Raw genomic sequence first — 8,126 nt, forward strand, 5'->3', positions numbered from 1 at the left:
TTCGAACTCCCGTGGCTCGAGACCGAGCTGGTCGCCTTCCACATCGGTTATGACACGACCGCCCCGGTGGGGGGGGCGGGGCCGTGACTGGGCCCGGCCGCCGCGCGCGGGAACGGCCTCTCACCCGGTGACGCCCAGGAGGTCAGGTTCCTGAGCGGAGGGCGACCGTGTCACCCGCGTTGATCACCTTCCCGCGAACGGCTCCGGTGAACGCCGAACCGTCGACGCTGACCTTCCAGGTTTCCGAGCCACTGTTGCTCCTGCCGTTGAGGGCCGTGACGGCGCCCGTTCCGGAGGAGGGAGCGAGGCCGCTCACGCAGCCGGGCGGGGTGGCCGCGGTCGCGGCGGAGTCCAGAACCGCGCCGAGCGTGGTCGTGGCGCCGGTGGGCGTGAAGGCCACGGAGCAGACCTTGAGGCCACCCGCGCCGTCGTCCACGGTCAGTGCGAGCTTCGCGGCCGTACCCGAGGTGAAGGTGGTATGGGCCACCCACCGGGGTGCGCCGGTGGTGGCCGGGACCGGGGGAGTGGCGGTGAAACCGCCGCCCGCGACGGCGCGCAGCCCGTCGATCGAGGCGTAGGCGGAGGGCGTCGTGTCGCTGGGCAGGTACCTGAAGCCGCCGCCGGGGTTGAACTGCTGGGAGATCAGGAAGTCGACGGGGGTCCTGCCCGCCGAGGTCAGGAAGTCGCCGGTCTGCGGGTTGACTCCGCAGGCGTTGAGCCCGGATACGGCCCAGCCGTTGGAGTCGGTGTTGACGCCGAACATCGCGTTGAACGCGCCGCTTCCCGGCACCAGTTTGCTCTTGAGGAACGCCTTGGCCCGCGCGATGCCGGGGTCGGTGTTCGAAACCCCGGATACACAGAGCGCGGCCATCGCGGCGCCGGTCATGTCGATGTCGCCGGCCGAGCCGAGCTGTCCCGGATCGCCCTCGGCCCTGCCGAAGTTCCAGCCGCCGTCGTTGTGCTGGTTGGCACGGATCCGGGCGATCAAGGCGTCACGCAGGGACCCGGGCACCCGAGGCGCCCCCGCCTGTGTCCGTGCGCCACCGAGGGCGAGTGCGGCGAAGACCGTCCCGTTGAAGTTGGCCGAGGGGCCGAAGTAGCCGGGCTCGGCGGTCTGCCAGTAGCCGTAGATGTCGGCGACCAGATTGCGGGAGGCGGAGACCCGGGCCGGGTCGATTCCGGCCGCGTAGGCGTTGAGGGTGGCGCGTTCGTAGTCCGTGACGACCGGTGTCGAGGACGGCCAGCTCGCCGTCGCGAGCAGCGCGCGGTACACGGATCTCGCGTTCTTCGTGGTGTCGCCGCCCGGTGTCACATCGACCGCCGCCGTGCCGGCGGAGGCGAGCGCGCTGAACGCCCACTCGTTGGACAGCCCTCCCGAGGCGTACGAACCGTCCGCTCCCTGAAGGGACTTGAGGTAAGCGACGCCGTTCACCCTCGATGTGGCCACCTGGGCCGGTGTGGCGGTGGCCGCGGCCGGCAGGACGCTCAGACAGAGCGCCCCGATGCCGGCGGTCGCCGTGAACGCGAGACGACGTGAGATCAAAAGTCGGGACATGGCCTGCTCCTGGGATGAGGGGCGCGCCGACCGGGCCCGCGCGGCTCACCGTGGAGGCGGCAACGGGCAGGGTGGGCCGCCCGAACGCGTGGACCGGCTTCCTGTGGTGCATCGCCGCGTGGGCATTCGGGCTCGGAACGGCCCCCAGCCGTTCCACTACCGCTGCGCGTCAGCCCCGGATTCTCACCGGGTTCCCCCATGTGGCAGCCCAGGACGCTACCGGAGGCCGTCCGGTCCCGCCAGACGTGTCCTCTGCTCCACCCCGCCGCCGTCGGGGGTGTCTTGACGGGGTGTCGCTCTGCGTGCTCCAATCCGCCTGAAACGCACTGAGTTCCAGGGGAAGCCGGTCGAAATCCGGCGCTGACCCGCAACCGTAGGCCCGGTTTCCGCCGGGCGAGCCGGAATGCCTGGACCTGATCTTCAGCGAGAAACGCCGTCGCGGACTACGGCGTGGTCGATCAGCCCCGCCGACGGTGAACCCGTGGGTGTCGAGGCCGTCCCACCACGTTCGGATCCCCGCGGAGACATGACGAGGGGGCCGTGGTGGGGACCGCACAGCGAAGAGACCGGCAGATGGGTATCAGGGCGTTCCTGTCCCTGATGTCAGTGGCGTTCCTACTGCTTGCCATGTGCGTGACACTCGTCACGGTCACCCCGGCGGCCGCCGACCCGATCGGTGAGTGCACCGCCACCAAGGGCGCTGTCGTCGCCGTCGACTTCAGCCCCTTCGCGGGCGAGGTCGAGCGAGGCTGCGACACGACGCCGACGACCGGCTACGAACTCCTCCACGAGGCGGGCTTCACCACCGAGGGCACGCAGCACGACGGCCCGGCCTTCATCTGCCGCATCGGGTCCGGCTCCGGTGCGCAGTATCCGGCAGCGGACCAGGAGTCGTGCGTACTGACCCCGCCGGCCACGGCCTACTGGTCGTACTGGATCGCCTCGCCGGGCCAGAACAAGTGGACCTACAGCCAGTACGGGGCCATGGACCGCAAGCCCGAGGACGGTGACGTGGACGCCTGGGTGTTCGGCGGGACCGACGTCGGCGGCACCACGGGCGGACCCACGTTCACCCCGGACGACGTGCGCGCCGGCGGGGGCACCGGGACCCCCGGCCCCGGCGGCAGCGGACCCGCGGTCCCGGCAGGTGAGATCGACGTCGCTGCCGCCGCGGCCTGGGCGAAGGGCGCGCTCGCGGACGGGGAACGCATCGTCGACGACGGGGCCGGCACCGCCGACTACCTGCTGACCACCGAGGCCGCCTACGCCCTGGCCGCCGCCGGGGGCGAGAGCGCCACTCTCGGCAAGGTCACCGACTTCCTCGCCGCCCACACCGACGACTACGCCTACGCGGCGGGCAGGGACCAGGCCCCCGACGCGACGGCCGCCGCCCGGCTCGCCCTTGTCGCCGAGGTCACGGACACCGATCCGCACGCCTTCGGCGGCCACGACCTGATCGCGGCCCTCGCGGACAACGTCTGCGCTGCGGGCCCCGACTCCGGCAGCCCCACCCCCGGCTGCACCGCCGAAGGAGACTTCCGGAACGCCGGTTACGCCGACGGCCAGGCGTTCGCCGTGCTCGCCCTGCTCCGCGCCGGTACCGTTCCCCCGGCGGGAACGGTCGACCGGCTGGCCCGGCTCCAGTGCGACGACGGCGGGATCACCAGCATCCTGATCCGTCCGGGCGAGTACTGCGACGGCGACCCCGCCACCACCGGCCTGGTGGCCCTCGTCCTCCAGGAGGCGGGCGGCCGGGACGCGGCGGTGGCCAAGGCCCGGACCTACCTGAAAAAGACGCAGCGCGAGGACGGCTCGTTCCCCGGCTACACCGGGGCCGGGACCGGCAGCGTCTACGCCACCGCCTACGCCGCCCAGGCGCTGCGCGCCCTCGACGACCCGGCTCAGGCCGACGCGGCCGTCGCCTGGCTCTCACGCGAGCAACTGGACGGCGGCGGGTTCGGCTTCGAGGAAGGGGCCACCGACCCGGCTCTCTACGCGACGGCGCCCGCGGTCCTGGCGGGCGCTGACACCGATCTGGCCCGCCTGACGGCGAAGCGGCCCGGCCCCACGGACCCGCCGGTGACCGGGCCGCCCACGACCGGGCAACCGACCACCGACCCGACCCTTCCGGCCGGTGAGGGACCCGACCTGAAGAAGGGGGTCGCCTACCTCACCGGTGCGGGCAACCTCAAGCAGGGGCAGTACTACGTCGCGGGCACCGGATCCTCCCGTGCTGACTTCGGACTCACCATCGACGGCGGCTTCGCGCTCGCCGCCACCGGCCTGAACAACGGCAAGCTCCGCGGCATCGTCGACTTCCTCGACAAGGGAGGCAAGGACGGCGAGGGCAGAACCCTCCAGGACTGGACCGGAACGGGCACGCAGTACGCGCTGGGCGGCTCCATCGGGAAGGCCGCGCTGCTGGCCGAAGCGGTGGGCCGTGACCCGCGCTCCTTCGGCGGTAAGGACCTCGTCGCCGCACTGGACAAGAGCGTGTGCGCCGAGCCCAGCACGGCCCCGGACCGCAGCTGCGCCGCCAAGGGCGCCTACACGTACGCCCCTTCGGTCTTCGCGCAGTCCCTCGCCGTGATGGCCCAGCTGCGCGCCGACGAGAAGGCGGCGGCGCAGGAGCCGATCGCGTATCTGGAGAGCCTCCAGCACAGCAGTGGCGCGTGGCCCAGCCTGATTCCCGCCACCGGAGACTCCGACGTCGACTCCACCGCCATCGCGGCGATGGCGCTGGACCTCGCCGGCGGCGAGAAGGCCGACAAGGCCGTGGGCAGGGCGCTGGCCTGGATCGCGGGCAAGCAGCTTCCCGACGGCGGCTTCCCCGGCGCCGCGGGCGACTCCGTCAACTCCGCCGCCCTCGCGGTCCAGGGGCTCTCGCTGGACGCGAAGGCCTACGCGTCCGAGATCGCCGGGGCGCGCCGGTTCCTCGCGGGCCAGCAGAACTCCGACGGCGGGTTCAACGTCGCCAAGGAAGGACAGCGCGGCTCCGACCTGCGCGCCTCCACCCAGGCGGTCGGCGGGGCCACCGGGATCTCGTTCGGCACGCTGGAGCGCGCCCTGACCGGCACCACGCCGCCGCCCACGCCCAGCCCCAGCCCCTCCACCCCGCTGATCGTCACGCCCGACGACTCGGCAGGCGCAACAGGCGGCATCGTCGACGCCGATGCCGGCGGCTCCGGCGGGGGAGCGCTGGCCTCGACGGGTGTGCGGATCGGCGCGCTCGCCGGTTTCGCGGCCCTGCTCGTCGCAGCCGGATGGCGCGTGGTCGCCGTGGCCCGCCGCCGTACCACCACCGGGGGACGGATATGAGTACGGCCATCCGGCGGGGGGCCGTACGGGCGGCGGCCGTCCTCCTCCTGTCGGCCGCCGTGCCGGCGGCCAACGCGCCTTCGGCTGCCGCGGATCCGCAGCCGATGGGCCGGTGCACCACCACCTCCGGAGCCGTCCTGGCCGTCGACTTCAGCCACTGGGGCGGCCCGGTCTACCGCTCCTGCGGTACGACGCCCACGACCGGGTACGAACTGCTCAACCAGGGAGGTTGGCGTACCACCGGAACCGGTCACGACGGCCCCGCCTTCATCTGCCGTATCGGATACAGCGGCCGGCAGGGCGGCAAGCAGTACCCGACGCCCCAGCAGGACGACTGCGTGCTGACACCGCCAGCTTCCGCCTACTGGTCGTACTGGCACGCGGACCCGGGCGCGAACTCCTGGGAGTACAGCCAGCTCGGTGCCATGCTCTACAAGCCGAAACCCGGCAGCGTGGACCTGTGGATCTTCGGCGGCACCGACATCGGCGGCACCGAGGGCCGCCCCGAGCTCACGCCCGACCAGCTGCGCGCCCACAACACCAAGGCCGACAAGAACGCCGGCAGGCCCGCCGCCACCGACCGGGCCCCTGCTCTGCCGCCCGGCACCGACACCGGGCCCAAGGTGTCCGAACGGCCCAGGCCCACGCCGTCGAAGTCCACCTCCGCTCCGGTGAAGGCCTCCGGCAGCCCGTCGCCCGGCGCATCACCGTCCGCCTCGCCCACTCCCTCCCCGAGGGCCACCACCCCGGAGAAGGAGGCGACCGGGAGGAGGGTCGTGGACGCGGCCCCGGCAGCCGACGCGAAGCACGACACGGGCTCCCTCGTACCTGTCGTGGCCGGGGGTTCACTGGTCGTGCTCGTCGGCGGAGCGGCCGTGCTCGCGGCCAGGCGCCGACGGCGTACGGAGTAGCGCCGGTGCCCCGTACCACTACCGGCCCCGCGGCCACCGCCCCCGGACCCGTGCCGGACACGGGCGGCCGTCGTCTGCCCAGAACGCTTCATCCGGTCGCCTGGTGGATCTGGGCACTCGCACTGGCCACCGCCGTCAGCCGCACCAACAACCCGCTGCTGCTGTTGCTCGTGCTCGCGGTCCTCGGCTACGTCGTCACCACGCGCCGCACCGAGGCACCCTGGGCCCGCGGCTTCAAGTACTACCTCTGGCTCGCGCTCGGCGTCGTGGCGATCCGGGTCCTGTTCCGAGCCGTCTTCGCCACCGGAACAACCCCGCACGACCACTTCCTCTTCTCGCTCCCGCACATCCCGACCCCCGACTGGTACGCAGGCATCCAACTCGGCGGCCCCGTCTCGCTGGAGGCCCTGCTCTCCGCCGCCACCGACGGGCTCCGCCTCGCCTGCATGCTCTGCTGCATCGGCGCGGCCAACACCCTCGCCAACCCCAAACGCGCCCTGCGGGTCCTGCCCGGCGCCCTGCACGAACTCGGTGTCGCCGTCACCGTCGCCATCAGCGTCGCGCCCCAACTCGTGCAGAGCGTGCAGCGGGTGGCGCGCGCCCGACGGCTGCGGGCAGGGCGCAACAAGGGATTCAAGGCCCTGCGCGGCATCGTCGTGCCCGTCATGGAGGACGCCCTCGAACGCTCGCTCCGCCTGGCCGCCGGAATGGACTCCCGCGGATACGGCCGCGCCGGCACCGCCACCCGCCGCTCCCGACGCGTCACCGGCGCGCTCATGCTCCTCGGGATGTGCGGCCTGTGCGCAGGGGCGTACGGGCTCCTCGACGCGAGCACGCCCACCTTCCTCGGCCTCCCGGCGATGGCGGTGGGCGCGGTGCTCTGTGTGGCCGGTCTGCGTCTCGGGGGACGCAGGGTGACCCGTACCACCTACCGGCCCGACCTGTGGCTGCTGCCCGAATGGGCTGTCGCCGGGGCGGGTGTGCTCTCCGCCGTCCTGCTCTTCAGCAATGCGGGGTACGACGCAGCAGAACTCAATCCCTCCATCTATCCACTCAGTTGGCCCACACTGCCGCTCGTGCCGGCCTTCGCGATCCTGCTCGCCGGGACCGCCGGGTTCCTCGCGCCACCGCCGACCCCGCCCCACCCGGCCGTTCCTCCGCGGCACGCCGAGAAAGCCGGAGCCACGTGATCACTTTCGACCAGGTCACCGTCCAGTACGACGACGCGGCCGGACCCGCCCTGCGCGAGGTCGACCTCACCGTCGAGGAGGGCGAACTCTGCCTCGTCGTCGGTCACACCGGCGTCGGCAAGTCGACTCTTCTCGGCACCGTCAACGGACTGGTGCCGCACTTCACCGGCGGAACCCTCCACGGCCGCGTCACCGTCGACGGCCGGGACACCGCCCACCATCCGCCCAGGGAACTCGCGGACGTGGTCGGCGTGGTCGGCCAGGACCCACTGGACGGATTCGTCACCGACACCGTCGAGGAAGAACTCGCCTACGCGATGGAGCAGTTGGCGATCCCTCCGACGGTCATGCGTAAACGTGTCGAGGAGACGCTCGACCTGCTGGGCCTCGCCGACCTCCGCCACCGCCCGCTGTACGAACTGTCCGGCGGCCAGCAGCAACGGGTGGCCATCGGCTCGGTCCTCACCGCGCACCCCCGGGTCCTCGTCCTCGACGAGCCCACATCGGCACTCGACCCGACCGCGGCCGAGGAGGTCCTCGCGGCCGTCACCCGGCTCGTCCACGACCTGGGTGTCACCGTCCTCATGGCCGAGCACCGCCTCGAACGGGTCGTCCAGTACGCCGACCGCGTGATCCACCTGCCGGGCGACGGGCGCGTCGTGCAAGGGATCCCGTCGAAGGTCCTGCTCTCGTCCTCCGTCGCCCCGCCGATCGTGGAACTGGCCCGGACCGCCGACTGGCGCCCGCTGCCGCTGTCCGTCCGCGACGCCCGCCGCGCCGCCGCCCCGCTCCGGGCCCGGCTGGCCGGTGTCACGCCCGCTCCGGCACGTCCCACCCCGGAGCCGGGACGGCCCGCGCTGCTCACCGCGCACGGCGTCACCGTCAGCTATCAAGGGGTTCCCGCCGTCCGCGAGGTCCACCTCGATCTGCGCGGCGGCGAGATCACCGCACTGATGGGGCGCAACGGCTCGGGGAAATCCTCCCTGCTGTGGGCGTTGCAGGGGTCAGGCCCGCGCGGGGCCGGAACCGTGCGCGTCACCGGCGAGGGTCCGGCGCTCGATCCGCGCACCCTGCCCGCGGCGCGGGGCCGCCCCCCCCGGCGGCCGGGGGCCCCGCACACCCCCCCCCCCCCCGACCACGAAAACGGAGGGC

General features: G+C 72.9%; 5 protein-coding genes and 2 riboswitches. Of the genes, 4 read left to right on the top strand and 1 reads right to left on the bottom strand.

What is annotated here, in order from left to right:
- Positions 1-142 precede the first annotated feature (142 nt).
- A complete protein-coding gene (locus ACFVJX_RS08730) occupies positions 143-1,555 on the bottom strand; it encodes a hypothetical protein (protein ID WP_384122147.1) in 1,413 nt (470 codons plus the stop codon).
- A 120-nt stretch (positions 1,556-1,675) separates the two neighbouring features.
- A riboswitch (cobalamin riboswitch) is annotated at positions 1,676-1,752 on the bottom strand.
- A 140-nt stretch (positions 1,753-1,892) separates the two neighbouring features.
- A riboswitch (cobalamin riboswitch) is annotated at positions 1,893-1,963 on the top strand.
- Between the two features lie 165 nt (positions 1,964-2,128).
- Here ACFVJX_RS08730 and ACFVJX_RS08735 point away from each other — a divergent pair.
- From ACFVJX_RS08735 to ACFVJX_RS08750, 4 genes are all read left to right on the top strand, one after another.
- Positions 2,129-4,873, top strand: coding sequence for a prenyltransferase/squalene oxidase repeat-containing protein (locus ACFVJX_RS08735; RefSeq protein WP_384122144.1), 2,745 nt, complete (start codon positions 2,129-2,131; stop codon positions 4,871-4,873).
- On the top strand, positions 4,870-5,784 hold the full coding sequence (locus ACFVJX_RS08740; RefSeq protein WP_384122141.1) for a hypothetical protein: 915 nt from the start codon (positions 4,870-4,872) through the stop codon (positions 5,782-5,784). The genes ACFVJX_RS08735 and ACFVJX_RS08740 overlap by 4 nt, the downstream gene beginning before the upstream one ends.
- Before the next feature lie 5 nt (positions 5,785-5,789).
- The gene (locus ACFVJX_RS08745; RefSeq protein ID WP_384122138.1) at positions 5,790-6,974 is read left to right on the top strand and encodes a CbiQ family ECF transporter T component; all 1,185 of its coding nucleotides are present in this window, start codon (positions 5,790-5,792) and stop codon (positions 6,972-6,974) included.
- Positions 6,971-8,126, top strand: a 1,156-nt coding sequence (locus tag ACFVJX_RS08750; RefSeq protein WP_385744151.1) for an ATP-binding cassette domain-containing protein, incomplete at its 3' end; no start/stop codon positions are given. The genes ACFVJX_RS08745 and ACFVJX_RS08750, both read left to right, overlap by 4 nt.

Source organism: Streptomyces sp. NPDC127177 (genome assembly GCF_042672475.1).
Taxonomy (GTDB): Bacteria; Actinomycetota; Actinomycetes; order Streptomycetales; family Streptomycetaceae; genus Streptomyces.